Annotated in this window: 27 protein-coding genes and 2 pseudogenes; 11 read left to right on the top strand and 18 right to left on the bottom strand. The window is 67.0% G+C overall.

The features are described from left to right. Positions 1–58: 58 nt before the first annotated feature. The 12 genes from ACF08M_RS32115 to ACF08M_RS32060 form a co-directional block, all read right to left on the bottom strand. Positions 59–979 (bottom strand): DUF3825 domain-containing protein, encoded by a 921-nt coding sequence (locus tag ACF08M_RS32115; protein WP_392188781.1) that lies wholly within the window; start codon positions 977–979, stop codon positions 59–61. A 147-nt stretch (positions 980–1126) separates the two neighbouring features. Then, a complete protein-coding gene (locus ACF08M_RS32110) occupies positions 1127–1693 on the bottom strand; it encodes a hypothetical protein (protein ID WP_392188780.1) in 567 nt (188 codons plus the stop codon). 305 nt (positions 1694–1998) lie between these two features. Beyond that, entirely contained in the window at positions 1999–2823 is an 825-nt protein-coding gene (locus tag ACF08M_RS32105) for a hypothetical protein (RefSeq protein WP_392188779.1), read from the bottom strand. Between the two features lie 121 nt (positions 2824–2944). Further along, the gene (locus ACF08M_RS32100; protein ID WP_392188778.1) at positions 2945–3874 is read right to left on the bottom strand and encodes an SAM-dependent methyltransferase; all 930 of its coding nucleotides are present in this window, start codon (positions 3872–3874) and stop codon (positions 2945–2947) included. Further along, entirely contained in the window at positions 3871–5076 is a 1206-nt protein-coding gene (locus ACF08M_RS32095) for an acyl-CoA dehydrogenase family protein (RefSeq protein WP_392188777.1), read from the bottom strand. Before ACF08M_RS32095 ends, ACF08M_RS32100 begins: the two co-directional genes overlap by 4 nt. A 55-nt stretch (positions 5077–5131) precedes the next feature. Continuing rightward, positions 5132–5650 carry a GAF domain-containing protein gene (locus ACF08M_RS32090; protein WP_392188776.1) on the bottom strand — a complete coding sequence of 173 codons (519 nt, stop codon included), beginning with the start codon at positions 5648–5650 and terminating at the stop codon, positions 5132–5134. Continuing rightward, positions 5647–6225, bottom strand: coding sequence for an ATP/GTP-binding protein (locus ACF08M_RS32085; RefSeq protein ID WP_392188775.1), 579 nt, complete (start codon positions 6223–6225; stop codon positions 5647–5649). The genes ACF08M_RS32090 and ACF08M_RS32085 overlap by 4 nt, the downstream gene beginning before the upstream one ends. Before the next feature lie 28 nt (positions 6226–6253). Then, positions 6254–6622 carry a DUF742 domain-containing protein gene (locus ACF08M_RS32080; protein WP_392188774.1) on the bottom strand — a complete coding sequence of 123 codons (369 nt, stop codon included), beginning with the start codon at positions 6620–6622 and terminating at the stop codon, positions 6254–6256. Position 6623: 1 nt separating this feature from the next. After that, positions 6624–7079 carry a roadblock/LC7 domain-containing protein gene (locus tag ACF08M_RS32075; protein ID WP_392188773.1) on the bottom strand — a complete coding sequence of 152 codons (456 nt, stop codon included), beginning with the start codon at positions 7077–7079 and terminating at the stop codon, positions 6624–6626. A gap of 44 nt (positions 7080–7123) precedes the next feature. Further along, positions 7124–8575 carry an ATP-binding protein gene (locus ACF08M_RS32070; RefSeq protein ID WP_392188772.1) on the bottom strand — a complete coding sequence of 484 codons (1452 nt, stop codon included), beginning with the start codon at positions 8573–8575 and terminating at the stop codon, positions 7124–7126. A 789-nt stretch (positions 8576–9364) separates the two neighbouring features. Further along, on the bottom strand, positions 9365–9970 hold the full coding sequence (locus tag ACF08M_RS32065; RefSeq protein WP_392188771.1) for a hypothetical protein: 606 nt from the start codon (positions 9968–9970) through the stop codon (positions 9365–9367). Then, positions 9967–10710: a TauD/TfdA family dioxygenase gene (locus ACF08M_RS32060; RefSeq protein ID WP_392188770.1), complete on the bottom strand. Its 744-nt coding sequence runs from the start codon at positions 10708–10710 to the stop codon at positions 9967–9969. Before ACF08M_RS32060 ends, ACF08M_RS32065 begins: the two co-directional genes overlap by 4 nt. 213 nt (positions 10711–10923) lie before the next feature. On the opposite strand from ACF08M_RS32060, the gene ACF08M_RS32055 reads away from it, so the two are divergent. After that, entirely contained in the window at positions 10924–11361 is a 438-nt protein-coding gene (locus tag ACF08M_RS32055) for an NUDIX domain-containing protein (RefSeq protein ID WP_392188769.1), read from the top strand. Positions 11362–11367: 6 nt separating this feature from the next. Continuing rightward, positions 11368–12549 (top strand): XRE family transcriptional regulator, encoded by a 1182-nt coding sequence (locus tag ACF08M_RS32050; RefSeq protein ID WP_392188768.1) that lies wholly within the window; start codon positions 11368–11370, stop codon positions 12547–12549. A gap of 266 nt (positions 12550–12815) precedes the next feature. On the opposite strand, the gene ACF08M_RS32045 is transcribed toward ACF08M_RS32050, so the two are convergent. Continuing rightward, a complete protein-coding gene (locus tag ACF08M_RS32045) occupies positions 12816–13262 on the bottom strand; it encodes a DUF6415 family natural product biosynthesis protein (RefSeq protein WP_392188767.1) in 447 nt (148 codons plus the stop codon). An 822-nt stretch (positions 13263–14084) separates the two neighbouring features. On the opposite strand from ACF08M_RS32045, the gene ACF08M_RS32040 reads away from it, so the two are divergent. From ACF08M_RS32040 to ACF08M_RS32025, 4 genes are all read left to right on the top strand, one after another. Continuing rightward, the gene (locus ACF08M_RS32040) at positions 14085–15539 is read left to right on the top strand and encodes a helix-turn-helix domain-containing protein (RefSeq protein WP_392188766.1); all 1455 of its coding nucleotides are present in this window, start codon (positions 14085–14087) and stop codon (positions 15537–15539) included. Then, entirely contained in the window at positions 15536–16411 is an 876-nt protein-coding gene (locus tag ACF08M_RS32035; protein WP_392188765.1) for a phosphotransferase family protein, read from the top strand. Before ACF08M_RS32040 ends, ACF08M_RS32035 begins: the two co-directional genes overlap by 4 nt. 141 nt (positions 16412–16552) lie before the next feature. After that, a complete protein-coding gene (locus tag ACF08M_RS32030; protein WP_392188764.1) occupies positions 16553–16984 on the top strand; it encodes an NUDIX hydrolase in 432 nt (143 codons plus the stop codon). Between the two features lie 1200 nt (positions 16985–18184). Continuing rightward, positions 18185–18706, top strand: coding sequence for an NUDIX hydrolase (locus tag ACF08M_RS32025; protein ID WP_392188763.1), 522 nt, complete (start codon positions 18185–18187; stop codon positions 18704–18706). 395 nt (positions 18707–19101) lie between these two features. Here the strand turns inward: ACF08M_RS32025 and ACF08M_RS32020 are convergent, their stop codons facing one another. After that, the gene (locus tag ACF08M_RS32020; RefSeq protein WP_392188762.1) at positions 19102–19554 is read right to left on the bottom strand and encodes a roadblock/LC7 domain-containing protein; all 453 of its coding nucleotides are present in this window, start codon (positions 19552–19554) and stop codon (positions 19102–19104) included. A gap of 752 nt (positions 19555–20306) precedes the next feature. On the opposite strand from ACF08M_RS32020, the gene ACF08M_RS32015 reads away from it, so the two are divergent. The 3 genes from ACF08M_RS32015 to ACF08M_RS32005 all read left to right on the top strand — a co-directional run bounded on the left by ACF08M_RS32015 (position 20307) and on the right by ACF08M_RS32005 (position 21926). Continuing rightward, positions 20307–20831 (top strand): hypothetical protein, encoded by a 525-nt coding sequence (locus ACF08M_RS32015; RefSeq protein WP_392188761.1) that lies wholly within the window; start codon positions 20307–20309, stop codon positions 20829–20831. A 42-nt stretch (positions 20832–20873) separates the two neighbouring features. Continuing rightward, complete coding sequence (locus tag ACF08M_RS32010; protein WP_392188760.1) at positions 20874–21080, top strand: hypothetical protein; 207 nt, start codon at positions 20874–20876, stop codon at positions 21078–21080. A 351-nt stretch (positions 21081–21431) separates the two neighbouring features. Next, a complete protein-coding gene (locus ACF08M_RS32005; RefSeq protein ID WP_392188759.1) occupies positions 21432–21926 on the top strand; it encodes a TrmO family methyltransferase in 495 nt (164 codons plus the stop codon). A 79-nt stretch (positions 21927–22005) separates the two neighbouring features. Here the strand turns inward: ACF08M_RS32005 and ACF08M_RS32000 are convergent, their stop codons facing one another. Next, on the bottom strand, positions 22006–22152 hold the full coding sequence (locus tag ACF08M_RS32000; protein WP_392188758.1) for a hypothetical protein: 147 nt from the start codon (positions 22150–22152) through the stop codon (positions 22006–22008). A 421-nt stretch (positions 22153–22573) separates the two neighbouring features. Here ACF08M_RS32000 and ACF08M_RS31995 point away from each other — a divergent pair, with 421 nt between their 5' ends. Beyond that, positions 22574–23440 (top strand): helix-turn-helix domain-containing protein, encoded by an 867-nt coding sequence (locus ACF08M_RS31995; RefSeq protein WP_392188757.1) that lies wholly within the window; start codon positions 22574–22576, stop codon positions 23438–23440. A 138-nt stretch (positions 23441–23578) separates the two neighbouring features. Then, the gene (locus ACF08M_RS31990; protein ID WP_392188756.1) at positions 23579–23803 is read left to right on the top strand and encodes a DUF397 domain-containing protein; all 225 of its coding nucleotides are present in this window, start codon (positions 23579–23581) and stop codon (positions 23801–23803) included. 302 nt (positions 23804–24105) lie between these two features. Here ACF08M_RS31990 and ACF08M_RS31985 read toward each other — a convergent pair whose 3' ends face one another. The 3 genes and pseudogenes from ACF08M_RS31985 to ACF08M_RS31975 all read right to left on the bottom strand — a co-directional run. Then, entirely contained in the window at positions 24106–24624 is a 519-nt protein-coding gene (locus ACF08M_RS31985) for an amidase family protein (protein WP_392188755.1), read from the bottom strand. A gap of 278 nt (positions 24625–24902) precedes the next feature. Continuing rightward, positions 24903–24980 (bottom strand): annotated as a pseudogene (locus ACF08M_RS31980) (IS5/IS1182 family transposase); the annotation flags it as partial. Between the two features lie 264 nt (positions 24981–25244). After that, positions 25245–25553 (bottom strand): annotated as a pseudogene (locus ACF08M_RS31975) (ISAs1 family transposase); the annotation flags it as partial.

The raw sequence follows: 25553 nt of genomic DNA, 5'->3' as shown, positions 1-25553 counted from the left end.
TTTTCGTTGTGGGTGTGTGGTCATGGGGGAGCGGGTGTCGATGAGACAGGGGCCCGGTCTACATGGGGGGATTCAGCCAGTGCGCGGTCGGCCGGGTGACGAGCCGTGCGGCCTTGTAGGCGTCGGCGAGTGACACGATGGCGGTGCTGCGGTAGGCCATGTCGCCGCGGGATATCACCAGTGCCGCGTCCGGTGTTGCGGGGTTCGCCAGGTAGAGCGGCAGCAGAAGCTGTAGCTCTGCCTTGCCCGGCTGCCACGCGGGGACCGCTGTCCCAGGATTGCGTTTCGCGATGTCGATGGCGCGGTTCACCGCACCTTCAAGCGCGAGTTCCAGGCCGAGGGGGATCTCCCTGAGGGCGGCCGGGAAAAGACTGGAAACCATGGAGGTGAACTGGCGGGCGACGAAGGTCACGGGCAGGTCCCAGTCGAAGACGTAGGCGTGAGGGTCCTGCGAGTACGAGGCCCCTTCCGGGAGTTCGGTGTACGTCTCCAACTGGCGGGTGCCCGCCACCCGCCAGCCGGCCAGATACCAGTCCTGTCGGCCGGCCTGGCGGTTCGGCTGGAAGACGCCGTAGATGAATTCGTGCTGTGGCGTGACGAGCCGCGTGTTGAAAACGCACGTCTGGCTGTCGGGGCTTGGCACGACCGAGCTCGTGACCAGAGACTGCTCGAAGGTCCAGGTCACGTAGTGCTTGAGCACCGCGAGCGAATCCCGCTCGGCGGGCGAGAACCTGTCCCAGGGCTCATCCACGGCCATCCGGGCGAGCTCGTCGAACGAGTCCGCGGACCCGGTGCCCGCCTGCCGCTCCTCCGCGGGACGGATGTGGCCGAGCCAGGCGAAGGCGCTCAGCTGGCCGCGCAGTGACGAGTTTCCCCTCCCTTCGAACGCGGAACTCTCAGCGCCGGGAGGCGTGCTGCCGACGGGGAGGCTGTGCGGATAGCCGGAATCCGTAGCGGTGATCGACGGGGTGGTGCGCAAGGGTGACACAACAGCCTTTCGAGGCGGAATGGGTGCGATGTGGACTGCCGGGCGGATGCTCGACCGGTCAGGCCGTGGTGAACGGGTGTGAACGGGGTCCGGGGCGGACTGCGCCTGCAAAGTGCCCGGCTGCCTCTTTCTTCTGCTTCACGTGTTCCTGACGGGTGGCGGGGTACCAGCGACGCCCGACATCGCAGGCGCGTCCTGGACCAGGGCCCGGATACCGGGTATCTCACGGGCCTCGTGCTGCAGCAGATGGGCCGTGCCGCCGTCGGCGGTCCGCACCGTGCGGACCGGTTCCCACGCGAGATGTTCCGACAGATGCAGGGCCAGCTGGGACGGGGCGACCCGCATCCGGACCCACGCGTGTCCGGTGCGGGCGGCCCGGTCGCTGGCCCACGACGTGATGACCCAGCTGAGCCGGTCCGCGGCCAGTGCCGGATCCGTGATTATCCGGACCAGGCCAACAGCACGCTGTGCCGCTTCGCGGGCAGTCCAGCCGTCATGGGGTGTCTGGTCGACGAATGTCGCCGTGGCGACGACCGCCCCGTCACAGGTCAGAACAAACGGCACTGCGGCCGCCGTCTCGGCCGCAGTAAGGGGGCAGTAGCGGATGAGGCCGATACCTTTGTCCTCGGCCCACCGGACCCGTGCCCTCCACAGGGCGACGACCGCCGGCCGGTCATCCGGCAGCATCTCGCGTATCTCGTACACAACATTCCTTGGGAATTTCGCTCTGGACAGGGGTTGACGGGCGGCCCCCCGCTCGTTCAGGGCGTCGTCAATGCGGGCCGACCAGGGACCGGGGCGTTGGCAGTCCACCGCGGGGATCCCCGTGATGACGGAGCTGACCGCATGGGTGCCGTTCTCCACGGCCGGCCTCGGGCGGACCGCCACCCAGCGGGGAGCGCTCTGCCGGGTAGTGGGCGTAGCGTCCTGTTTGTCAGATGCGACGTCACACAGACCCTCCAGCCCGCTGGGAGAGGGGCGGGTGGGGAGCGCAGGAGCGCGACCAGTGCTCATGTCATTGTCCTCAGCCGGGTCGCCCATAGCTCCGGCGCGGACATCTCGCGCTGACTCGGAAGGAGGAGCCCGTCGCGCCATACCTGGTTGAGGCGCTGGATGCCCACGCTCTGAACCGCCGCTTCCACCAGCTTGCAGCCCACCGTGTACGGGATCTGCCGCGCCGCATACATGTCGGCCACTCGTGGATCTCCGGCAACCCGGAGGTAGTGGTCGGAGCGGGGCGCGGTGTCGGCGTCGACCGGAGTACCGAAGAGTTTCCGGGTCATCTGCCGGTCGGCCCAGCGGGCGTGGCCCTCCTCCACGATCGAGATCGCAAGGCGGGGCGGGGCCGAGCGTGAATCGGCCCACCGTGTGCCGTGCTTCGAGGCCCGGTTCTGTGCGTGGTGCACCAGTTCGTGAGCAACCACCTGAGTCAGGTACGTCTCGTCCGTGGACACCCCGCTGTGCAACAGCCCCTCCGGCGTCAGGATTGTCTCGGAGAGCAGGTCCGGCCCAGACAGCGTTGCACCCATCACCAGGTCACGCAGGAGCGGCGCCGTTCGCCGGAACGCAGACCGAGCGGCCGCTTCCCTGCGCACGACAGCCGGCATCTTCCACCACGGCTGCCGCGCGCGGAGTGCAGTGAAGGCCTGGTTCATCTGGGACACCTGTTCGGACTGCCAGGTCTGCGGGCTGACAATCCGGAAGATCACCAGGTGCGGCAGCTCCAGTTCCGTCGTCGGGTGCACCAGCGGCACGACCTCGGTGAGGATCCTGTCGACGCGGTGCTGGAGGGTTGCGTTGGTACCCGTCTCGTCGAGGACTTCGATGTCCGTCATGCTGCTGCTCCCGTACTGATGGCCTGGACCGCTCGGTCGCAGGGGCTCGTTGAAGGGTCGTCTCTGGGGACCTGTACTCAGGTCCCTAGAGACGACCGGTCTGGGGTGTGGCGATGGGTGGTCAGTGGTGTGCGTGATCCGGGTGCAGGGCGATGGCCGCGTACGTGCCCGTGGCGTGGTCCGGGAGGTGGGCGTGCGGGTTGCCCTGGTGGTAGCGGGACAGAGCGACTACTCCCGGTCTTCTCAGAGGCCATGGGGCGAGCAGCTGTGCGATCTCGGTCCCAGAACGCGGATGGAAGGGGAGTTCGGCCTTGGCGAAGTGAAGGGCGGCGGCTGCTGCTTCGCCCTCGCAGAAGTCGGCCGTAACGTGGGTCATGGAGATCGCGCTGCCCGGGGGCGCCCAGGCCCTCACCTGATTGAGCACGAAGCCGGCTTCCGCCGCGCTCGTCGCACCCAAGGCGCCGCCGTGGGCGAGTATGCCCACCGGCTTCCCGGGGTCCAGGCTCTGCACGGCCGGGGCTCTGAGCACACTGAAGATGTTCCGGAAGTCCGCGTGGACGAAAGGGTGACTGCGCGGGCTCGCCGTCAGGCACGTTCGCGTGTGACGCGCCATCGCCATGTCGGAGTCGACGTGGACGACCCTGGCCCCCGGTACGGAAGCGCACACCGGTTCGTGCAGTTCGTCGGATGTGGTGCCGGTGGGCAGCAGCCCGGAGCCCAGGTCCAGGAACTGCGTGATCCCGTACTCCGACGCGAGGGCCGCGACGGTCAGGTGCCCGTGGACGCGGTTGATCAGCACGGCCGTCTCCAGCCACGGTGCCACTGCTCTCACACGGTTGGCGACCTGCCTGTCTGCAGGGTAGTTGTGGCGCCCGCCCAGAAGGTAGTTGGCGATACGGGCCGAGGCCGGGCGGCTGGCCCAGCTGTGAGTACGGTCCGGACCGTGGTGAAGGGCGGCGGGACCGGTGCTGGCGCCTTGCCTGGCGGTGTCGGCGAGTTGCCGGAACGGGTCCGGTGTCCGGGTTGCATGTGTGTGCCTGGTGGTGGTCATGCGGCTGCCCCGGTCGCGGGCAGCGGGGAGGGGAACCGCTGCGACCACTGATCGTGCTCGGTGCCCAGAGTTTCCTGTCCCAGCCGCAGTATCTGGATGTCTCCGGTGCCGGCGGGCGCGTACGTGTGCTCTGCGTCGCGGAAGAGCCGCTCGATCGGGCGGCTGGTCATGAGACCGGCCGCACCGTGGACATCCATGGCAGTGCGGGCTGACTCACGCACCAAATCGACGTTAACGAGCTTGGCGTTGATGAGGAGTTTGTCGCACGGCTTGCCCTGGTCCAGGAGGCGCACGGCCTCGTACGCGATGCTCTGGGCAGTGGTGAGGCGTGACGTCAACAGCCCCAGCTTCTCCCTCACCGTCGGCAGTTCCGAGAGAGGACGGCCGTAGAGAACGCGCTTCTGGGCGTAGGCGATTGTTTCGTCCACGAGAGCCTGGTGAATTCCGAGTGCCACCGCGGTTAAGTTGGGCCGGCCGTAGAGCACGCTGGAGGAGTAGGCGACATTGAGGCCGTCCCCAGGGGCGCCGAGCAGGTTTTCCGCCGGCACCCGGCAGTTCTCCAGGATGAGCTCGCCGAAGGAGAACCCGCGCAGTCCCATGGCGGGTATGTGCTCGCCGACGGACAAGCCGGGCCGGCCGGACTCGACCAGGAACGCCGACAGGCCCCTAGGCCCCGCCTTCTTCGAGGTACGCACCACAATGCCGTGCAGGTTCCCGACGTGGGAGTTACCGATGTAGCACTTGCGGCCGTTGAGCACGTAGTCATTGCCCCGGCGCTGCGCTGTGGCCTGCATGCCCAGGACATGGCTGCCGGAGTCCGGCTCGGTCACCGCGATGGTCGGAAGGGCGGACCCGGCGGCGATCTGCGGGAGCCACTTCTTCTTCTGCTGATCGCTTCCGAAATGGAGGATCTTCGCCATGCCGAGCTGGGACGCCTGCACCGCCGCACCCATCGCGGCGGACACTCGGGCGATCTCTTCGATGATCAGGGACTTGGCGACATGGCCGACGCCCATTCCTCCGTACTCGGGGTGAATGGTGGCACCGATCCACCCCTGCCGGGCCATCAGGGACACCAGATCCCGCTCGACGGCGCCGCTCTCTTCCATCTCCGCCACCCGCGGAGCGACTTCGCACTCGGCGAAGGCGCGCACCGCCTGGCGAAGCTGTTCGTGCTGCGGTGTCAGATACAACCCGGACATCGTGTGCTCCCCTCCCTGTTCGGTGACGTTCGTTGTTCGGCCACGCTGGTGTTCCTCACCGCGGCAGGTATCCGGCCCGCCTGTGGATGAACTCAAGGACGGCGTCCCGGTGGGACTTGATGAGCGCGAGCATCGCCTGGCCCTCGCTCTTGGGCTGACTTTCGCGCCCGACGAAACACACCGTGCCAAGCACGACGCCCTCATGGATCAGAGGTGCGCCGGCGTAGCTGCGGATGCCGATCAGGTCGGCCACCGGGTTGGACGCGAAGCGCGGGGCGACGTAGACGCTGGGCAGGACCAGCGCGTTTCGTCTCCGCGCAACCTCGGGGCAGTAGCCGTGGTCGAGAGGCATGCTGCGGCCCACGACCGGCAGCTCGCCCCCCGGAGGGGTGGCCAGCCCGAAGAACTGCTGGTGCTGCGTGCCGAAGATGTTGACCATCGCGTACGGGACGGCCGCGGCAAGGCTGAGGCGCACGGCGAATTCGTCGAGCTTGGGATCGGGGCCCGTGAGACCGAGGGCGTGCAGCAGCTCGGACCTGCGCTTGTGATCCGGCTGTAGGGCGGGCGTGGTCATGCGTGCGCTCCGAGGCTTGGGGTGATGGCATGGGTACGGGACAGCTGGGTTTCGATCCGCAGCTCGATCAGGCAGATCAGCACGTCCAGTGCGGATGCCTTGTTGCGGGCGTCGCAGATCAGCACGGGGACGGATTCCGGGAGCCGCAGGGCGTCGCTGACCTCGTCCGTGCTGTAGCGCAGAGCGCCGTCGAACTGGTTGACGGCCACGACGAAGGGGGTGCTCCGCTGTTCGAAATAGCCGATCGCAGCGAAGGAGTCCGTGAGACGGCGGGTGTCGGCCAGGACCACGGCGCCGACAGCTCCGTGGCAGAGGTCGTCCCAGGTGAACCAGAACCGCTCCTGACCTGGGGTGCCGAACAAGAACACTTCAGTGTTGAGAGCCTCAAGGCTGATCTTGCCGAAGTCCATCGCGACCGTCGTTGTTGTCTTGGCCCCGATTCCGGTCAGGTCATCGGTGTCCTGACCCGCGATGGTCAGCGACTCTTCGGTGATCAGCGGCCTGATCTCGCTGACCGTGCCCACCAGCGTGGTCTTGCCGACACCGAAGCCGCCCGCGACCACGACCTTCAGCACCTTCGGTGCTACATGACTGCGTGCGGACTCAGACCAAGCGTCGTAGGCCGGCAACGACTGCCTCCAGAAGGTGAGTGTCTTCGTGCGGAGCAATATCGGCGGGAGCGGCGAGGACCAGCGCTCCGAGGTCGAGAAGGTCGCAGACCAGGACCTTGGTGACCTGGACAAGCTGGCTGCGCAGTCCCGCGAGCTCGACAATGGACCGAGGCGAGATGAGGCAGAGCAGCCGCATGGCCTCGGCCTCGGAACCGATGTCGGCAAGACCGGTGACAGGCCCCGGGCTCAGCAGGGACGTCAGCTGCAGTGCGTACTTCGGGCGGGTACGGCCCGCGGTGATCGTGTACGGACGCACATCGTCCAGGGCACTGTCGTGCCAGGCGCTACGGCGGGGAGCCACGTCACCGCTCCTGCCCCACGCCGGTCCGGGCCCTGGTGCTCAGGTGCTCGTCGAGGCTCTTGATCAGACTGGTCATTTCCCAGCCGATGGCACCCGGATCCGCATCTTGCCCGGCGATGACTCCCAGGCGCGTGCCCACAGTTGAGGTGTGGCCGGCGGATCCGGCGCTCATCAGGAACAACGTCTCGGTCTCGCCCTCGATGACGAGCTGCCGCACGCCGCCTCGCAGGATTCCGCGAGCGAGCGAGTACAGCCCGCTGATGGCTGCGGCCAGCCTGCCCTCCGCCCCGCTGTCGGCTTCGTCGGTGTAGGAGGTGTCGGTCCCGTCGTCGGCGTAGGCGATCGTCAGGCCGTCAGGGGCGACGAGCACTACGTGGTGGGCGTGGGGAGTACGAGACAGGAATCCGGCCAGCAGCCCGTCGAGCGTTGTGCCGCTGGTGGGAACGGTGTCGGGCATGAAACTCTCCTGGTTCTCGTCAGTGGAGGGAACGGGGGCAGGCATCAGTCGCCGGCCGGGCGTGTGCGTTTGAATCGCGCCATCAGATCGGGACTGGGCGGACCGACCGGCTCCCGCGGCACGTCCGGGGCCGGTACCGGGACGTGGCCGGCCGGAGCGGCCTCGCGGCGCGGAAGTGCGGGCCTGACGCCGCCATCACCCTGGTCAGGACGGCCACGCGAATGCCCGGTGTCGCCCCCGCCGGTGGTGTACTGGGTCTGCGGGAGGCGCCGGGGAAGCCCGGCCACGGGACGCTCCGGACCTGCGGACACCATGGGAACACCCTGCGCGGGCACCGCGGCCGGCGTGTGAGAAGGGGCCGCTGCGTGGCTCGGGGCCGGCTGCTCCGCCGGTGTGACGAGCAGCCTTCCGGGAAGGACAACAACCGCGCGTATGCCGCCCATCACATCCGGGTGCAGTTCGATGACGACGCCGTGCCGCTTGGCCAGCAGCGCGGCGACCAGCAGACCGATCTGCCCTTCTCTGAGGCGACTGCGCGGGTCGGCCCCTTCCGGGCGCGCCAGCAGATCGTTCAGAGCGGCGCGCTTCTGGGCGGTCATGCCCGGGCCGCGGTCGACGATCTCGATGGCCAGTCCGTCCGGCACATGGTTGGTGCGTACCTCGACATCGGTCGCCGAGAACCTCGTCGCGTTCTCCATCAGCTCGGCCAGCAGATGGACGACGCTCGGGCTCACATAGCCGGGCAGGGCGACGGGCTGATCCGAATGCACAATCTGCACACGGGGGTAGTCCTCGATCTCGCCGGCCGCCATGCGGAGCACGGCGGCGACCAGGACCGGCTCGACAGTGCGCGTCGGTAGGTCTCCGCCCAGCACCGCCAGACTCTCCGCGCCCCGGCGCATCCGCGTCACCAGGTTGTCGATGCGGAACAGGTCACTCAGCAGGTCGGGGTCCTCGACCTCACGTTCCACTTCGTCCAGGACGGCCAGGGTGCGGTAGATGAGCGAGTGCAGGCGCGCAGAGATGGGCCGGAAGATCTCGGCCAGCTCCGCCTCCTGGTTCAGCAGATGATGCTGGTGGGCGGCCGCGGCAATCACTGCCTGCCATGCCACGGTCTGGCCGTGCGTCAGCGCCGCCAAGGCATCGGCGTACAGGTCGCCGGTCTGCTGGAGCGGCGGCGGCGGTGCGTGGCAGGCGAGAACGCGTCCTTGCTCCACCTCCGCGGCCGCCCAGGCAATCTGCTGCCGACCAATTTCGATCCGATCAGGGATGTCCTGCAATGCCTGTTCGGCCCGTCCCAGCCCGGCCTGGGCTTCCTTCAACCGCCTCTCGGCCTCGGCACGCCGTGACTCGGCACGCGCGAACGCATCGAGGGCACTGCGGGAACGCAGGTACACCCGCCATGTCGCGGCACTCGCCGCCGAAGCCCCAGCCGCGACGGCGACCGGCATCGGCAGCAGACCGAGACCGTCGGCCGCCCACGCGCTACCCACCACAGCCGCAGCCAGAGCACTGGACGTGGCAGCGGGAGAAATCGGGAACCCATTCCCGGAACGCAGCGCCCTGCCAGCTCCGCTCGCGGTGCGGCGGCGGCGTCCTGTAGCCGACCGCGTACGGAACACTCGCTCAGACACAGGCCACCTCACGAGGGCGGCCCCCGACAACGGACCAGAGCCCGTCCGCGGGCCTCGGGGAACGTGCACGGCACAGACCGTCGTGTAGCGCCGAGCGTGAGGTGACCGACGCATAGTCAGAAGAGTTGCGGGACGGGAAGAGCCAGAGACGAGCAGAACACTGCGCACGGGAAGAGGACTGCTCAGGGTCAACGCACCACCACTGCCACTGTCCTTGTGAGAGGCAGTCCGAGCGCGGAGCACCCCAAGTGTCGGCAGTGCCCGCCTCGACCGGAATCAGCAGGACATCGTGCGGCCTGCAGTAGAGAATCGGGCCCACGGGCTCCCCCTCCTTCCGCAGCCTCTCGACCGCGGGCAGCCCGATCCCCGCACTTGTACGGACGATGTCGTGGCCTGACGCCAGCACCGCCGGGCGAGGCTGCTCGGTAGTGGCGATATGCCAGGACAGGTTCGTGCTCAGAAGGGGGCGCATCGGATCTCCGGTCAAGGCCTTCGCCATCGAAAGGCACGGGCAGGTTGCAAATGGAAGCCGCTGGAGAAGCAGCGGGAATGACGGAAAGGAGGCCACCGGGGCCGGAGGAGTGGGCCGTAGCCTACGGGGGAAAGGCGTACGGACCACTGCGTATCGGCCCCGGTGGCCGGTCTCAGGGGCTACGAAGAGCCCAAGCCCGCAGGGCGGATTGTCGGCGGTGGGGAAAAACCCTGGGAGCAGCGTGCTGACGCGCGGGAGGTGCCGGGGTCTGCCGGCCGAGGCGAGCCGAACAGCCGCAGAGCGTCGACCAGGCACGGGACCAGGGCTGCGCCATCAGGGAGTTGGCAGGGATCCTCGGACGTGATGGCCCAGGGCGGTGTATCCCATCGGTGGCCGGCCGAGGGGGGCAGGACAAGCCGTCCACCGGACCCGGCCTCGACCGATACGCCGTCCGCCAGATCGGACAGGGGCTGACCCGTTCCTGCCCTGACCAGGAGAATCACATGGTTCTTGCGTTCGATCAGGCACGGCACGGGCCCCACGTCGCGTCGCCCGAACAGGACCATCGACTCCATGCCCACCTCGTACGGCACCTTGACGGCATCGAAGGCAGAGCAGGGAGTGCTCAGCAGGGTGTCAGGGCGCTCCGTCATCTCGTGGACGGCCTGGCCCTGCGACACGATCGTCGTATCTGTGATCAAGAGCCATCCCAGCACCCGATCGTATGCCTCGACCACGGCCCGGGTGTCCTTGGCCAGGGGCGGCCAACTCGCGACCGTACTCATGCTGTTCTCCTGCCGTCGCTGCCGGCACCACCAGCACCGAACCCGGGCCGGAGTGGGAAGCGCGGCTCTCCCAGCGCGCGCACGCAAAAGCGCGGGCCGCTGAACGCCTCACGGGCGTGGAGGTAGCGGCTGTTGTCGATGAGGTACCCCTGCCCCGGCGAGAGGGCGATGGCGTGCTGCTGGGCTTTGATCGCCTCGCGGAGATGCGGCAGGCAGTGCTGTACTACCGGGCTGAACTGCGCCAGTTCGTCCTGCCGGAACCGGATCGAGATCCGGCCGCCGGAGTGACGTGTGAAGATCTGCGACGGACGCCCTCCGCCGTCGCCGTAGTAGGCGGTCCCCGGCTGGCTCATGACCTCCACGGCCCCCGGATACCTGTCGGCCAGGAAGCCGTGCACCTCCCGCCCGTCGGCCAGGACCACCTCCCCTCCGCTGTCCGGCTGTTGCAAGCACACCAGCAGCATGAGCCGCGGCGGCTCGCAGATGCTGGTTCCCTCGGTGTGCGCAGCGAGCTCCCCGGCACCGAGGCCCGCCAGACCAGGCCGCTGCGCCTTCTGCCCGATGTCCCGGATCGTCGTCAGGCTGTCCGGTCCGCTGTCGCGGTGCGGCACCAGCGTCATGAACTGACGGGCGTAGTCGAGTACGGCTTCCCGGGAGTGAAGTCCGTTGACCAGGACCAGACCGTGCTCGCGCAGCTGCTCGGCGACCGAACTGCCGCCCGCGACTATCGGCTGCTGCACTCGGAGGGACTCGGATCCGGCAGGACGGGCACACGTCAGCACAGCGGCACTCCTCAGGGAATCGGACACAGGGTGATCAGAGTCCGAAGGGCGCGGGGCCTGGTAAAGCGCCAGATTGTCGACTCGGACAATTCGGGTACGAGGCATGTGGCTGTCATGGCGGCCTGCTACGGTCCGGGTGACTGGTCCACCCGCTGCACCCAGGGAATCCGCATGCCGTACCAACCCTCGTACTGGCCGGTCTCGGTCAAGGCCGTGGCCCTGGACCACAAGTCTCGGGTCCTCCTGCTGCACAACGAGCGAGGCGAGTGGGAACTGCCGGGCGGGCGCCTGGAGATCGGCCCTCCGAACGGATCGAACCTCGCCGACCACAGCCCCGAAGCGGCCGTCGAACGGGAACTGCGGGAGGAAACCGGCTGGGAGGTGAAGGCCGGTCAGCCCGTCGACGCCTGGATCTACGAGCCCCTTCCCCAGCGCAAGGTCCTGATCCTCACCTACGACTGCACGGTCCTCACGCCGGACAAGCCCCCGGTGGTCAGCCACGAGCACTCGCGCATCGCCCTCGTCGACGAGCACGAAGTGCCCGCACTGAACATGCCCGACGGCTACAAACGGTCCATCGCCGTCGTGTACGCCGCCCGGAAGAGGTAACAGGGCATGACCGCGAACCGTGGCCACAGCATGCAAGGCCTGCGGCCGTCGCAGCGGCACGCGGCATGGCGCTGGGCCACACCGGAAGCCCAGTCCGTCCTCGCCAGCCGGGACCTCGCGGTCATCCTCCGCTTCCACCGCCGTGTGAACGGACAGAACCAGTCGGAGACCGGCGCCCTGCTCGGCTACGACAAGACGTACGTCTCCGCGATCGAGCTCGGTAAACGCCGGCTCACCGACGTCACTGCCCTGCGCCACATCGCCGACCGGCTTGCCCTGCCCCCGCACGTCCTGGGTGTCACCGACCTCGCCGACACCGACTTCCGCGCCATGCTGCAATTCGGTCAGTCCGCCGTGCGTCTCGCTGAGATCGCCCGCCAGACCGGCCACGCCTCCGAAGCCGTAGCCGAGCTCTGGCCGCTGGTCGCCCGGCTGGAGGCCCGCGCCCGGGACGGACACACAGAACGCGAGGCACTCCGCCTGCTTGCCGACGCCCGCCTCGGACTCGGTACCGCCCTGGGAAACGTCCTGCCCGAAGAACGCCTCGTCACCGCCGCACACTGGACTGCCAAGAGCCTCAGCGTCGTAGGCCACCTCGACGACCCCGCGCTGACAACGACCGCACTGCGCATGCACGGCAATGAGCTGCGCAAGGCCGGACTCGTCGGCGCGGCAGTCAACCGTCTCGTCCGCGCCGCATCCATGGCACCCAGCCCCACAAGCCGCGCCGCGGTCCTGCCGCTCCTCGCCCGCGCCGCCGGCGCCCTGAGCAACGCTCCGCTCTTCGACCGCGCCGTCCAAGAGACAAGAACGCTGCTCGACCAGGTCGACCACACCAGCCTCGTCAACCCCGTGGCCCTCCACGAAATCGAGCTCCGAGGCCTGATCAGCACCGGCCGCACCCGCGCGGCAATACTCCGCGCCGAACAGGCAACGCCCGTGCCGACCACTGCAATCGCACCCCAGTGGAGCGTCATCGAACTCATCACCACCGGCAAGGTCCGTCTCCTGGGCGGAGATACCCGCGGCGCCGCGGAACTGCTCACCCAAGCCGTGAACGAGGCCCGCACACAGCGACTCCCGCACCAGCTGCAACGCATCAACCGAATCAGCGGTCACGAACTTGTCGAGGTCAACGACGCAGCCGCACACGCTCTGTCGCAACTCCGAACCGAGATGGCTGCCTAGCGCTCGCGTGGCTGGCAGCGAGTGCGCAGTCACAGCCCGACACACAACGCCGCCTTCGAAGTGGCGTCGGTGGAAACCTTGATGCTGCCCGCGGCCTGGTCGTAGGTCTGGGTGGGCGTAGTCTGACAAGCCGAGCGGTGGCGATTGCGCTACCGTCCCGCGCACATCCCCCGTGCGACCACTCGCAGGTGTCAGATCCTGAATGGTCGACGGCGGGGCACAACGCCTGTGCCCCGGTGGCACGTTGAGGAGCAGAGCGGCGGTCATCATTCGCCTCCTGTTGAGAGATCCGTGAGACCGTCGTCGTTCCCGGATCGCTCCATCCCGTTTATGCCCGCCGGGGTGATCATCTCAAGAAGGTTTCGCGTGGCTTCTGCGAGGGCGTCGATATGAGCCCGGGCTTCCGAGAGGTCACTGGGCGTCCCCATCCCGCTCAATTCGCGAGCAGTCGCGATCCGCTTATCCACCAACTCATCTGCTGCAGCGAGTTTGAAGAGGGGAGCGAGCTCCATAATGTGCCCGCGCAGCAGCATGGTAATGGTCTCGGCCGCGTCTAAGGTAATCGCTTGCGCACCGTTGGTGCGGGTTTCATGAATGGTCTTCCGAGCCATTCGGACAGGCCGTGCCTCATCGCATACGCCGTTCGAAATGGAATCGGAAGGCGTCACCTCTGCGGGAACAAGGGTGGGTGCAGGCGGCTTCGTGACAGTCACCGGAAGATCACCCTCAGCCACCGCGTCCCGGGGGCAGGGTGGCGCCCGGTGGACGCCAAAGTGGGCCCACTGAATCGACCCCAGTGTGTGACGGGCGTGAGACCCTGCGGCCCGCGATGCACAACCATGCAAGATCCGCCAAGCAGTTGCATCGAGCTAACGACTGGCATGGCTTCACTCCTCACTGCGGCGCCGTTGCGGGTGATAAGGCTGCTGGAAGCAAAACATGACGGGCGCTGGACGGCGCCGGTCGCGCGGAAAGATAAGTCGGTGATGGGCTGCCAGTTCCTGACCCCGAAACCAGCAAGCAGGCGAACATCCCTGATTCTTGATTGCGGCCCCGGATTCCCGGTTCCACTGACTAGCGGAACCGGGTCCGAGGCGGATCGGATGAAGTGACTGCATATTCGCCGCGCATAAAAAAACTCCCCGAACACGACGGTTCCTGCCATGGGGCCGTTAAGCAGCTCTTTCTCCGGACGCCTACTGGCCGCCCCGGTGGCTCGCAAGTTTGCCCCGGACGTAGAGGATTCGCAAATTCCTGGAAGAATATTCCTCCAGGAATACCAGATATTCCTGGAGGAATATCGAGGGAGCGGCTGGCATGACAGGATCCGACTGCCCCTGGCGCGGTAAGCGCCCCGTCCGGCTGTCGGTTACGATCCGGGCTCATTGAAGGGCGTGCAGGCATCGCGCTCGGGTGCCGACGAGCACTCGGCCGGCATGGAACGTTCTTCGGGGGCAATCGAGCCATCTTTGCTGCATGTCGGAGAAGCATCCGTGACACTGAGTGTGAGCAAGGGGCCGAGGAGGCGACGGGGCATGGCGACGGAACGGCAGCGCTGCGCGTGCGGCACACTCCTAGATCGGTACAACAAGGACGATTCGTGTGCCAGATGCGTCAGGGCGCGCAGGGGGACGACGGCGGACTCGTCGCACCTGGATCCGCCGCAGCTCCCACAGGACTTCTGGCAAAGCCCTGAAGTCCTGTCCGCCATAGGGGCACAAGAGTTCGGAGATTTGAGCCGGCTGGTCCGCCAGCAGACCAGACTCACTCAGAACAGCCTGGCGCAACTCGTCGGACTGACACAGGGCTTCATCTCCAAGCTTGAGAGTGGGACGACGCGCCTTGAGGTGCACGAGAAGGTCCTGCGCTTCTTAGAAGGGCTCGGCGCTCCGGTATTGCTCAGACCAGGTCTGCCACAGGTGAGCCCCCGGACAACAACCGGAACCTCGGCAGCACCAGGCGATGCCCCGCGCGACCTGCATCAGCTGGCTGCCATAGCTGCGGCTGAGTCCCTGAACTTTGCCAGCCAGTACTCGACTGGTACTACGACTTCTGAGGAGGTGGACGAAATCCGCAGGGCGATCGCAACGATTGCCACGGAATACGTGCACAGCCCCATCGAGCCCGTCTTCACGCGCCTTCTGGCCACCCGGGAACAGCTCTTCACCCTGCTCCGTGAACAGCCGAAGCCGCGCGAAGCGATGAACCTGTTCTTCCTCACAGGCACCACCTGCCTTCTTCTTGCCCATGCCAGCCAGAACCTGGGAGATGAGGCGGCGGCCATGGCGCAGATCCGAACAGCGTGGACCTGCGCTGATCGGGCAGACCACAACGGCCTCCGAGCTTGGGTGAGGGGCACAGCAGCGTTGATCGCCGAATGGTCTCCGCAGGCACAAGACGCCTTTACACACACCCAGAGCGCTCTCGCCTACGCTCCGACCGGAGAGTCGCGCATCCGGATTGCGGCCATCCAGGCCCGGGCAGCCGCCCGAATCGGCGACGAGCAACGAGCCCGCTCTTCACTGAACGTCCTGCGCCACGCCAGGGAAGAGTGGCCGGACGCCGATGGGCTCGAACAGTTCGGCGGACTCCTGAGCTTCCCGACGGAGAAACAAGCATTTTACATCGGCGGCACGTACACCCTCCTCGGGGACTATTCACGAGCTGAACAGCACGCCAAAGAGGCGATCAAGCTCTACGAGCAGGGAACGCCCGAAGCGTACTCCTATGGTGACGTTGCTCTGGCCCGACTTGACATCGTCACTGTGCGACTTGCCAAGGGCGAGTTGGAAGGCGCATCGGCGGAGCTTAGGAAAATTCTTGAACTCCCCCCACAACTACGCATCCGGCAACTCGGAACAGCAGTGCAGAGAGTGGCCGGCCTCCTCTCGCACAAGAAGTTCGACGGAAACCGAACAGCCCGGGAACTGGCAGATGCTGCAGTCAGCTACCGAACCATGGACTCACAAGAAAAGGCTCCACTGCAATGAAGCAAGGCACAGAGGAACAGGCAGTACGCGAGGCCGTCGAAACAAGTGGTTTGCAAAGCAGCCGGCTGGTCAAGCTGCACCAACACGCGACGGCAGTGTTCCTCCTTCCGGCCGATCAAATCGTTGCGCGCGTAAGCTCCGTCGAGCATCTGCCCAGGCTCGCCACCAGCGTTACACTCACACGCTGGCTCGCGGCCAACGGCATACCGGTAACAGAACCCGCAAGTCTCGACCAGCCCGTGCATGCCGAAGGCTACGTTGTCACCTTCTGGCGTCACTATCCACAGCCCATCCCGAAGTCCAACCCCAGCACTGAGCATCTCGGCAACCTCCTCCAGCAACTTCACCAACTTCCCCAGCCGCCCATCACCCTGCCGAAGTGGGCACCACTCACCTCATTCACAACGACTCTGGAACAGGCGCACTCCGTGCCGGATAGCCAGAAACTCTGGCTTGCCGAGCGCGCACACGAGCTCACATTGGCCTTCTACGAACTCGAGTACGCACTGCCTCCAGGCCTTGTCCACGGAGATGCATACCCCGGCAACTGCCTTTGGGACGGCCGCCGTGTGCTTCTCAGCGACTGGGATGAGGCGGCCATCGGGCCCCGGGAGGTTGACCTCGCCAACACCTATCAAGGCCGAAGATTCGGACGAACTGATGCTGAACTCGAACGGTTCCGTCTCGCCTATGGATTCGACATCACGAAATGGCTAGGCCTGACTACACTCACACACATCCGCGATATGCACACGCTGAGTTCGTACATTCGTCGGGCCGACGCAGGAGAAGCATCGGCAGCAAACGAACTCGCTCGGCGAGTAGACAGTCTCCTCCGAGGCGACACCGCAGCATCCTGGACCGCTGCCTGATGACTTTCCGCCACGAGCGCGCAGATGATCACCCCGTGGCTGCTGGCGGACGCAGGTGCCGAGTCCTCCGGCAGCAATGACAACCGCGGTGGGGCGCACATTCATTGGTGTTCCCCTTCCTTTGAGCGATACCGTCGGGGGATGCATACACGTGTGACCGGCATTGTCATTGAGGACAGCGAGATCCTGCTCCTGGACCAGGACACGGATAGCAGCACACGGTCGTGGAGCCTGCCGGGAGGCAAGGTTGAGGAGGGCGAGACTCTGGCCGAGGCCCTGGTCCGGGAGATGCGGGAAGAGACTGGCGTCGAGGTCGAGGTCGGGCGGTTGCTGTACCTGTGCGACAACGTCAAAGCTCATGTTGTTCACGTCACTTTCGAGGCTCGCCGGATCGGCGGGCAGATCGGAGCCGTCTCCGAGGGCGCGGACGCACGCCCGATCCGGCAGGTTGCATTCGTCAAGCTCGACGACCTGCACGGCTTGGGCTTCAGCGAGACGTTCGTGAAGCTGTGTCAGGAGGACTTTCCTGGGGCCGGCTCGTACATGGGCCCCAAGTCTGCTATCGGCCTATGAGCCGGCTGCGGCGCCGGACAACGCGGTGACCAATCGGCGGTCCAGCTCGCCCAGTGAGCAGGCAGGGCGTCTCGGTGAGCACTGCTCCGAGAAGGCGTCACCCTCGTAGCCGACCCTGTCCTGCCCGGTTTCGAGACGAGACCGCCCTCGTCTAGTCACACCGACCGCCCCGGCCACCGCGCGGCTGCCACTGCTCGGCATGATCTGACGTGGGAGATGCGGGCAGTCGAACCAGGAGCGTGCTGCCGCGGGCTCCGGCCGTACGATGTCACGTCATGGACCGGCTGCAACGTCCCGCCCGCACGGAGATCACCGCGCTGCTGAAGAAGCTCGCCTCCGGCTGGCCCACGTCAGTAGGGCGGGGGAGGGAGTAGTCGGGTTGGTCAGGCCCCCCACCCCGATGACGGTCGTGATGCTGCGGCGAACAGGACGCGGCGCACGTCGACAGGCCGCCGGGACGCGAGGGCCTCGACGGCTGCAGCAGAAGGGTTCTCAAGAACAGGGTGAAGGGTGCCCAGCACGCGGACGGGATTCACGGTTTCTCCTCGGTTGCGGAAAGCGGGGGTAGAGCACCCGGACAACGCACCGGATCCCAGGGCCGCTACGGGCAGCCGCGGGCGACGAGTTGAGTGAAGGTTCGATGCCGGGGCGTGAACGGCAAGCGCCGTTTGCCTCGGCGGCTCCTCTCGCTTCGTTCGATTCACACGTACGGGGAAGGCGGCGGGGTGTAGCCCGAGCGGCGGATTGCGTGACGCGTCGACAGCACCCATGTCCTTCGGCGTGGTGTGGCTGTGCTCCGCGGACGGACCCTCGCCCACGCCACTGACAGTCCACAGCCGTCGGCACCGTGATCCGGCCATCCCCGGCCGTACCTTCCGTAGACCGCCTGCCACACAGATGGAAGCTCTGACCTGGTGTGATGCTGGGGAGAAGGATTCTTTTGCTCTTCGGTGCGGCCCGGGATTCGGCGCTTATGAGAGTGGCTCGATCTGGTTCGCGGCCGGGTGAGTGACCGGAGCGTCACGCCCCTGGGCGGCCGCGACGGCGGCTAGCATCGGCACCTTCGACGCGGTCGGCGCACGTCCGGGTGGTGTTCTCACGATCTGTGCCCGCGCCAGCAGATCGGCCGCTACGTTCGAATGCGTCATCCCCCGCTGCGCCCCGTGAGGTTGCGCCGCGCACGAGGTCCCGAGGAGAGCCATGACTATCCCTGCCCCGAACCTCCAGGACCTCGTCACCGGATATCTGCGGAGGCACCCCGAGGAGCAGCCGCTGCTCCAGCCGCTCCTCGACCGCATCGCCGCCGGACACGACGTGACCGACCGCCGCCAGTTCGCCGGGCACGTCACCACATCGGGCGTTGTGATCAACGACGCCGACAACGTCCTGCTCATTCATCACCTCGCTTCCGGCCGCCGAATCCAACCTGGCGGGCATCCGGAGCCATCGGACCGCACGCTGGACGAGGCCGTCCGCCGTGAGATCGCCGAAGAGACCGGTGTCACCGAGCTGCAGTCGTTCGGTGACGGCACCCCCGTGCACATCGACGTCCACACGATCGAGGCCCGGCCCGAGAAGGACGAGCCCGCCCACGTGCACTACGACGTCCGCTATCTGCTCCGCGTCCGCGGGCCCGTCACCCTGACCTTGCAGGCCGAAGAGGTCGGCGCGGCTACTGCGCGCTCGTCTTCATCACCGACCCGCCTGCGACCAAGGTGCTGATGCATTTGCGCGACGACCGGGTGGGCGTGTGGGCGCCTGATGACTCCGGCGTCGTTCACGTGCGCGATCCCCTGCCCGAGCCGGGACAGGACCTCGGCCGCGTCGGCCGGGCGGGGCAGGAGGAGGGTCACCTCGGTGTGCGGACGGTCGCCGTCGTCGTGGGCGGTGACCCACCACCAGTGGGGGAGGTCGGCGGCCATCGAGGGGAGGTGATCGGTGAGCAGAGCGCGACGCACCTGGGTCTGGCGGTGCAGGCGCGCGGAAAGGTAGCGGGAGGCGCCGGGCAGGGGAGCATGGCCGCGGCGGACGATCGGCGTGCTGTGTACGGCCAGGGCGGGACGGGCGGCTGCCAGTTCCGGCGTACGGTCGCGTCCGGCAGCCGCTCGACGCCGCCGTCACGGGACCATCTCGCTGTGCTCGCCGGTCGCCAGCTCGCGCTGCTCGATGTCCAACATCCTGCCGAGCTCATTGGCGAGATTGGTCAGCTCGACCCCGAGCTGACCGAGTGTGGCCTTCTTCGACGCGTGCACAGCGATGACGCTGTGATGGCCGGCGCGGCTGGCGACGCACCAGCCGCTGGTCATCTCCACCGTCGTGCGCAGCATCTGACCGCCGTCGGCGCAGTCGGCCTGCCGCTGGGCGAGGACGGCTATGCCGCTGGCCAACGCGGCCAGGCGCTCGCCCAGCTTCCTACGCACCACCTCGGCTGACTTGCCCTTGGAAGGGGCCATGTTCATCCAGCCGCTCATGCAGCGGAAAATGCCGTCCTCGGTCACGACGACCGCGCCGAGCACGTGAGCGATCTGGCCGACGCGCTGGTCGAGGAGTTCCTGGATCTCGGGGTTCATGATGCTTTCTCGTCCTTATCTGGGGTCGTACTGAGCGGCCTACTGTGTTCCGGTCTGGGAGTCCGCCCAGTCGGAGCCGACTTGCTGGGGGTCTGGCTCACCCTTGCGTCCAACAGGTGGGGGAGTGAGTGCTGCTGCATAGGGTGGGGTTGAGGTGCTGGCCTGAGCTGCGGTGGGGCAGCAGATCGGCGTCGGCGTCGGTGGCCGCGGGAAGAGCGTCGGCCCCAAGATGCTCAGCCTGCCGCTGCGCATGAGCGGCGGCAGGGTCGAGGGGGCGCCGCCGACGAGGCAAGGACACCCGCGACGGTGACCCGCCCGCGGCCGTCGCGGTGGGCGCCGCCAGCCGTGCGGGTCGGCCCGAGGCGGGTAGCGGTACGACGTTCCGCTTCATCGCCTAAGCGCCTCGTTGTCGATCATGGCCACGGCAGTGATCCCGCTGTATGCGGATCGCCTGAGCGACACGTTCAGGATGGTGGCGGGCGGCCCGCAGGCGCCCAGGAAAACCGCGGTGGTGCCAGCCAGCCCGGCCCCCGCAGCGGATCGATGGTGCAACGCACTGGCTCGGGCCGCGTCCCGCGCCGTGGCGGAAGCGGAGACGTGCCCGGCACCACTCTGAGAGAAGGACGAGAGGGCAATGGAATGGCCTCGGTCGCCTCGTCACGCTCGCCGACATCGGGCTGGCGGAGGACATCGAGCTCGGGCCGCCGACGTGGAACGCCGACCCCCTGACCACGCTGGTGACGTTCGGGAGCATGGACTTGCTGGGCATTGCCCGTCGACGACTGCTGCCCAACTCGGTCTACTCGGTGGCCGCCATCTTCTCCTACCGTGACCAGAAACGCGGGGGTCGTGCTGGCCGGGCTGCCCTCGCCGCGTACCTCCGCACCGATGGTGCCGAGCTTCTGAGCAGCCGGTTCCTGTCCGACGGCATCCGGCGCGCGATGACCTCCGCAGCAGCCGAGGTTGCCTACCTTGCTGGATGGATGTCCTTCGACGGCGGCGAATACGCCCTTGCCCAGAAATGGTTGACGGCAGCCACGAACCTCGCCGAAGAGGCCCCGCTGGCTGGCCACGTACTGCGGGCGATGGCCCACCAGGCCGTCGATCTCGGACAACCGAAGGAAGCCGTTCGCCTGGCCGAAGCATCCTTGTCCAGCCGCAGGTACGCGCGCGCCAGCTGGCGCGAGCGCTCGCTTCTCGGCGTCGTACACGCTCGTGGCCTGGCCGCAGCCCGTGACAAGGAAGCGGCCATCGCCGCACTCCTGCGCGCGGAGTAGGACCTCGGGCGGGCCGGCGATGGCGACGAGGAGCCGAGCCGGGTGTTCTTCTATACCGAGGCCAGTCTCGCCCACGAGACCGCCGTCGCACTGCGCGACCTGGGCGGTCTCCAGGGCGCCGAGCAGCAGTTCAACCGCAGTGTGCGGACACGGCGTGCCCAGTTTGTGAGGACGTACTCCGTCACCCTCGGGTACATGGGCGCTGTTCAGGCCCAGCAAGGACATCTCGACACCGTCTGTGACACCTGAAGCCAGGCCCTCGACGCGATGACCGGCGTCCAGCCGGCACGGGCGAGGGAGACTGTCGTCCAGATGCGCCGGGCGCTGTCGCCTTTCAGGAACCGGGCGGGGAGCCAGGCTGCGGAGCTGGACGTGCTCGCCCGATCCATGCTGAGCCAGGCATAAGCCGCAGTGTTCCCCTTCCCGGACCAGCGGCCCTCCACTGCCTTTACGACGGTGCACGTCGCGGGTGTCGGCGTTCTGGCTCCGGCTGGCCCGCGAAGGCGCGGGCGCTGCCCCATGGGCTGACCGGGCTGAAGTGCCGATGAACCTCTGCCGAGGCCGAGACGGGCCGATGCGCAGGTGAAGAAGGGGACGCTGATGGCCGGCCCAACGCGGATCGAGATCACGGCAGTTGCACAGGTGGCCGCGGGGCACGCAGACCCCGTCGACGACTACCAGGGCGGCGCGGAGTCGATCAACCGAATGAACGAGGTTTTCCCCCTGGAGACGCTCCGAGGGCTTTCGGAGTTCTCTCACCTGGAAGTCCTGTGGCACTTCCACCGGAGCAGCCCGACGGACGTGGCGCTGCATGCCCGTAGTCCGCGTAGCACCCCGGCCTGGCCGACCACGGGCACCTTCGTCCACCGCAACCATCGACGTCCGAACCAGCTCGCCGTGTCCCATCCGAGGCTGCTGCGGGCCGACGGACGAGACCTTCACGTCACAGACTTCGACGCGGTCATCGGCACGCCCGTCTTCGATGTCGCGCCCTACTTCCCGGTCATGGGCCCACAGGGTGAGGTACATGTCCCGAGCTGGGTCGACGAGATGCTGACCCAGTACTGGGCCACTTCCGGCCAGGAAGCGAAATAGCTGCCTCCCGTGGATCCTCCTGACGCGCGGCATGCTCTCTTGTGGGCGGTGGCCATGCAGGGAAGCAGCGTGGGGTTGACTACGCGGCATGGTCGTCGGTTTCCTGCGGCTTCAGCTCGTCCGGTGCCGCCAGCCAGCCGCCTCCGCCTGACAGGGGGCGCACCCACCACTTGGTGACGTCGTACACCTTGGGCGGAACGATGAGCTGTACCCGACGCTCCCGCACCGTGTCGTACAGGGTGGTGCCAACACTCAGGTTCTCGGAGATCCTCGCGTGCGCCGACGGATGGCTCGGTGAGGAGGCGTCTCTTGCCGCGTTTGCGGCGGCTGTCGGGCTGCACGCTGTTTGCCGCTCGGGGCAAGGATGTGAATCAAGCGAGGTGAGGGGCATGACCGGTCCTCATCGGGTGGCGGAGGACAGCCAGGCGCGCTTACAGAGCGTACGCAGAGGGCTGCCAACTGTTGCGACGTGTCGAGTATGGCAGCGCCCCCTTCTTTGCGTAAAGCGATGCTGCGAAAATTTCGCAGAATACTTTTTCGCGTTCGCAGGGCTTTCGGCCGAGGGCTATCGTCATATCGACCCCCTTCGCAGGGGAGCCCGCCTCTATGTGAGGCTCCGTGGCCAAGTCCGCACTGAAGGAGTCGAGATGGCTGCTGTTGACGACAGGTCAGTCGCTTTGTGCCGCATCCTGCTCAGACTGCAGCTCCGGCGGCTCCGCCAGGACCGGGGGCTCAACGCCTCGGCCGTCGCCAAGGTCTTCGGCTGGTCTACAGCGCGCATGACACGTCTGGAGACCAAGGACACCGCGGTTGAGGTCGGCGACGTTCGGCTGCTGTGTGACTACTACGAAGCTTCGCGCGAACTGCGTGACGAGCTGGAGAACTACGCTCTCATCACCAAGACCAGGAAGGACTGGTGGGAAGAGAAGCCCTACAAGGGCAAGATCCCGCCGTGGTTTCAAGCCTGCCTCGGCCTTGAAGCCGCGGCGCGGACCATCCGCATCTATCAGTCCGAGTTCGTGCCAGGTCTTACCCAAGATCTGGAGTACGCCAGGGCCATCCTCGCCCTCTCCGACGCAGATGAGGACGTGCAGCGCGTCCACGCTGCTGTTCGGGCGAAGCGGCAGAGCATCCTAGAGCGTCCCGACAATCCTCCCACCATCACCGTGATCCTCAACGAAGGCATCATCCGCCGTCCCGTCGGCGGAACCGTGGTGATGAGGCAGCAGTTGTTGCGCCTCAGCCAGCTCGCGGCGCAGCCGCACATCACAGTCAGGGTGCTTCCGTTCGCAGCCGGCGCCCATCCCGCCATGCACGGCCCGTTCACTCTCTGGGACTTCGAGGATGAGACGGTCGGCGAGCTCGCGTACCTTGAGACCCTCGTGGATGGCGGGGTCCACTCGGATACCGAGAAGGTTGCCCCGTTCGTCGACGCCTTCGAGCGGCTCGGCACGCTGGTTGCAGACGCCGAGCTCTCGGTTTCGATGATCGATAAGGCCGCGGCCAGCCTGTGACGCCACCCCTAGGGCCCCGTCCCCACCCCGGCACTGGCCAACCACAGACGCAGAGGAGACTCTGAGAAAATGCCAGGCACCGGCCTGGGAGGCCTTCAGGCGGAAGGCCGTCGGTCATGAAAGTTAGGAGGGGCTTCGTTGACGCAGGAGCTCACATGGAGAAAGAGCAGTTACAGCGGCCAGAACGGAGGTGACTGTATCGAGTGGGCAGTGCGCTCGTCGCCCAGTTCGGCGAGCGCACAGCAGGACGAGGTGCTCATTCGCGACTCGAAGAACAAGTCCGGACCACGCTTTACGTTTTCTGCCGCAGCATGGAACGGCTTCCTGACGGCGGCTTCGGCTGGCGAGTTCGGCGCCGTGTAGGACCAGGGCCTGACTCGCCATCTGTGTGGCAGCAGTTCCAGAAGCGTCCCTCCTCAAGCGTAGTGAGGAGGGACGCTTCGGCATTCACCTTCTCCCTAGAAGGCGATGAGAGCAACTCCCCCCGCGTTACGGCGCGGTGGGCCCGTCTTGCTGCCCACCTCCGTCTGCCAGTGGACGATGCGGTGAACCGGGCGGGCCAGGCCGCGAATGCGGGCGGCCGAATCGAGTCCGGCAGTCGCTGTGCGAGTTGTTGGGCAACGTCGAAGACGATCCATCTCAGCTGGGGCCGACAACTTGGATGGTCAGTGCCAGGCCGGTGCGAGTCGTGGCAGCGGGATGAACCAGAGAGGCCAGGCCGACGGAGCTGGTGAGGTTGAGCCAGCTGGTCTGGTCGCAGAAGGAGCGCTTCTGGCCGTCGATACGGCAGCATGCGTCAACGACCCAGGTGGGGACCGGTAGGGGCGAGGCCGGACTTGGCCAGGGCCGCCAGGGTGATCTTCCAGCAGGCCCGGTCCGCAGGGAGGGGCGGCGATAACGTCCAGGAGGAGGGCGAGGTCCTCGAAGGAGCGGGCGATCGGACCGAGGGCGATCATGTAACTGCTGGTGGCCCAGCCGGGCAGGCGGGGACACGCCTGCGGGCAGGCGCAAAGAGTCGGGAGGTCTACGGCCGCCGGACTGTCGGAGGAGCCGCCGACGGCCTGCGGGGCGTCGAAGGGGTTCGCGGTCGTACCGACGACCGGGTTCGACGCCTGGATGTCCTGGCACATGGGCGGCGTGTCCGTGTGACCGATGATGATCGCGCCGGCGTTGCGCAGGAGCACAATGACATCAGCGTTGCGGTCGGGAACGTGGTCGCTCAGGGCGGGGGACCGGGCATCACTTCGACCCCGAGGACGTCCTTCACCGTCATCGGCAGGCCATGGAGCGAGCCGAGCGTCTGCCGGTCTCGGCGAGACGGGGTCGGCCTTGTCGGCGGCCGCGCGGGCGCCGTCGGCGTCGAGAGCGACGACGGCGCTCAGGTGCAGGTTCGCCTTGGCGATGTGTTCGAGGTGCTGATCCAACAGCTCACGGTTGATGATCCGGCGCTCAATGAGCTTCTTCAGCGTTGCCGCTCCAGGGTGAGGACGGCCTTGGCGATTGACGTCATGCGGTTGGGGCTGCACCGGGATCTGCGGAAGAAGCTCAATCAGAGCGGCCAGTTGCTCGCGGCGGACCTCGCGCGCTGATCGGCACGCCAAGAGTGCCGTCCGAAACCTCCCAATTCAGTCTGTAGTACGCAAAGGTACTTTCGGCATAATTGGCGCCACGGGTAAGGGGCGTGACTCGATGGCCGTAGCCGGTCGTTCTCACCTCTTTGCTGCCAGGTGTGTGAGGCAGGCCCACAGGGGCGGATGCGTATTGCCCCCAGGGCCCCGGGGAGAGTCGCGTTCGCCCGGTTTGATCACGGAATCCCGTGGAGGGCGAGGGTGGCTGAGGGGTGGGTGTGGGCTCGTCGGCCGCTGGCGATGTTGGCCCATCCGGAGCGGTGGAGGGTGGCGCGGGCGAGGTCGCGCAGGGCGCTCATGACGGCGGGGGCGCGGTGTCGGCGGATCTGACTGGCATCTTCGGCGAAGGTCACGTCTTTCGTCCAGTGGACGGTGTTCTCGATGATCCGCTGCCCGCGTACCCAGGCAGCGATCTCAGCTGGAGATGCCTGGTGGGCCGCGAGATCGGTGACGGCGTAGACAGTCTCGGTCTGCCACTTCGATGT

The organism is Streptomyces sp. NPDC015032 (assembly GCF_043080425.1).
Classification (GTDB): domain Bacteria; phylum Actinomycetota; class Actinomycetes; order Streptomycetales; family Streptomycetaceae; genus Streptomyces.
Note: the sequence above shows the minus strand (reverse complement) of the source record. Positions and strands in the feature narration are given on the sequence as shown.

Coding starts and splice junctions, on each gene's coding strand:
- ACF08M_RS32105 (WP_392188779.1), bottom strand. CDS start 2,823: ATGACGGACATCGAAGTCCTCGACGAGACGGGTACCAACGCAACCCTC.
- ACF08M_RS32100 (WP_392188778.1), bottom strand. CDS start 3,874: ATGACCACCACCAGGCACACACATGCAACCCGGACACCGGACCCGTTC.
- ACF08M_RS32095 (WP_392188777.1), bottom strand. CDS start 5,076: ATGTCCGGGTTGTATCTGACACCGCAGCACGAACAGCTTCGCCAGGCG.
- ACF08M_RS32090 (WP_392188776.1), bottom strand. CDS start 5,650: ATGACCACGCCCGCCCTACAGCCGGATCACAAGCGCAGGTCCGAGCTG.
- ACF08M_RS32075 (WP_392188773.1), bottom strand. CDS start 7,079: ATGCCCGACACCGTTCCCACCAGCGGCACAACGCTCGACGGGCTGCTG.
- ACF08M_RS32065 (WP_392188771.1), bottom strand. CDS start 9,970: ATGAGTACGGTCGCGAGTTGGCCGCCCCTGGCCAAGGACACCCGGGCC.
- ACF08M_RS32055 (WP_392188769.1), top strand. CDS start 10,924: ATGCCGTACCAACCCTCGTACTGGCCGGTCTCGGTCAAGGCCGTGGCC.
- ACF08M_RS32050 (WP_392188768.1), top strand. CDS start 11,368: ATGACCGCGAACCGTGGCCACAGCATGCAAGGCCTGCGGCCGTCGCAG.
- ACF08M_RS32040 (WP_392188766.1), top strand. CDS start 14,085: ATGGCGACGGAACGGCAGCGCTGCGCGTGCGGCACACTCCTAGATCGG.
- ACF08M_RS32035 (WP_392188765.1), top strand. CDS start 15,536: ATGAAGCAAGGCACAGAGGAACAGGCAGTACGCGAGGCCGTCGAAACA.
- ACF08M_RS32030 (WP_392188764.1), top strand. CDS start 16,553: ATGCATACACGTGTGACCGGCATTGTCATTGAGGACAGCGAGATCCTG.
- ACF08M_RS32025 (WP_392188763.1), top strand. CDS start 18,185: ATGACTATCCCTGCCCCGAACCTCCAGGACCTCGTCACCGGATATCTG.
- ACF08M_RS32020 (WP_392188762.1), bottom strand. CDS start 19,554: ATGAACCCCGAGATCCAGGAACTCCTCGACCAGCGCGTCGGCCAGATC.
- ACF08M_RS32015 (WP_392188761.1), top strand. CDS start 20,307: ATGGACTTGCTGGGCATTGCCCGTCGACGACTGCTGCCCAACTCGGTC.
- ACF08M_RS32005 (WP_392188759.1), top strand. CDS start 21,432: ATGGCCGGCCCAACGCGGATCGAGATCACGGCAGTTGCACAGGTGGCC.
- ACF08M_RS31995 (WP_392188757.1), top strand. CDS start 22,574: ATGGCTGCTGTTGACGACAGGTCAGTCGCTTTGTGCCGCATCCTGCTC.